This is a genomic window from Massilia sp. P2_C2, from assembly GCF_056404615.1.
Genome location: NZ_JBFUDR010000567.1, coordinates 1 through 1710, shown reverse-complemented (window position 1 = coordinate 1710; position 1710 = coordinate 1). Strand labels below are relative to the sequence as shown.

Genomic DNA, 1710 nt, shown 5'->3' with positions numbered 1-1710 from the left:
GCCTGGCCGCGCCCGTCACGGCCAGCCTGGTGCTGTTCGCCGCCGTCGGCGAGGGCGTGCGCCTGAGCGGCTGGCAGCCGAGGCGCCCGTGGCGCAATCCGCTGCTGTGGGTCCTGCACGTGTCTTACTGCTGGATCACGCTCGGCGACCTCCTGCTGGCGCTGGCACAGTTCGGCATCGTCGGCGGCAGCGCGGCGCTGCACGTGCTGACCGTGGGTGCGCTTGCCGGCCTGATCATGGGCATGATCACGCGCACGGCGCTGGGCCATACGGGCCGCCCGCTCAGGGCCGGCCGCGGCGAGTGCCTGATGTTCGTCCTGGTACAGGCCGCCGTCGTGCTGCGTTTCGCCGCCGCCGTGCTGCCGTCGTGGCGCACGACCTGCCTGGTGCTGGCCACCGCGTGCTGGAGCGCCGCCTTCCTCGCCTACCTGGCCGTGTACCTGCCGTACCTGTCCGCGCCGCGGGCCGATGGCCGCGAAGGGTGAGCGCCGGCGGTTGGTTGTCGTGCAATTTGTGACATGCACGCGGCGCGGCGCCAGAGGGCCGCCATGCTGGGAAAAGCTTGGAACCGGGCGCGTGATACCAAAAGTGTCTTTACTTTGACACAGTTCATACAAAAATATTTGAACATTCTTTGATGCAATGTTCTATATTCTCGACATGTCGCTTGATTTTCCTTAAGCCAGAATCGAGTCCTGTCTGCCATGAACGCCGTCAATCCACACCTCCCTGCGGCCGCGGAGCGCGGCATCGCATGTCGAGCGGCCGGTGCCATGTCCGCACCGCCTTGTCCCGAGGGTTATGTCGCTCTCGAATGGCTCGAACATGCGCCGGGCTTCGTTGCCCACCTCGTCGGCGCCGATCTCGTGTTCGCCCACGCGAACGATGCGGTCAAGCGCCTCGTGGGCCGAGAGGAACTGGTCGGCCTGCCGTTCCACGCCGTCCTGCCGGACTTGGCCGGGCAGGGCGTGCTCGCCCTGTTGCAGGCCGCGATGGCGAGCGGCGAACGCCTCGTCGAGCGGGCGCATGCGGTGCGGGTGACCGGTCCGGAAGGGGAGCCGCAGCTGCGCTACGTCGACTTCGTGATCCAGCCGGTACCTTCCGGCGACGCGGAACACGGCGCCGGCCTGCTGATCCTCGGCAGCGACGTGACCCTCCAGTTCAGCCTGACCCACGACGTCCTCACGGGCTTGCCGAACCAGGCGCTGTTCCGCGACCGGCTCGAGCATGCGCTGCGGCGCGCCGCGCGCCGCGAGCATCCGCTGCAGGTGGCGGTCCTACAGCTCAACCTGTTCCAGCGCGTAAATGCCCTCGTCGGGCGCGCGGAAGGCGAGCGTATCCTGGCCGAGATCGCCCGGCGCATCGGCCGGGCCGCGGGGCCGGAGGCGACGGTGGCGCGCGACGGCGGCGCCCGGTTCCTCCTGCTGCTGGAGGGCGAGCCGCAACCCCATGCGGCGGACCGCATCCAGGGCGTCGTCAGGGCCGTGGCGGAACCGTTCGAGCACGCGGGCCACAGCGTGTACGTCACCTGCTGCGTCGGCGGCGCGGCGTTTCCGTCGAGCGGGCGCACGGCCGATGACCTGTTGCTCGCGGCCGACCGTGCGCTGGCGCGCGCGCAGGAGGCCGGCGTGGGGATGCAGCGCTGGGACGACACGGTGTCCGGCGACGCCGGCGTCGAGCGGCTGCGGCTCGGTTTCGCGCTGCGCGAAG

2 protein-coding genes are annotated in these 1710 nt (G+C 69.9%); both read left to right on the top strand.

Annotation, left to right across the window (positions count from 1 at the left end; genetic code table 11):
- The coding region (locus tag AC1DYX_RS30890; RefSeq protein ID WP_477266005.1) for an NnrS family protein at positions 1–485 on the top strand (485 nt) is incomplete at its 5' end.
- A 288-nt stretch (positions 486–773) separates the two neighbouring features.
- On the top strand, positions 774–1710 hold a 937-nt coding region (locus tag AC1DYX_RS30885; protein WP_477266003.1), incomplete at its 3' end, for a diguanylate cyclase domain-containing protein.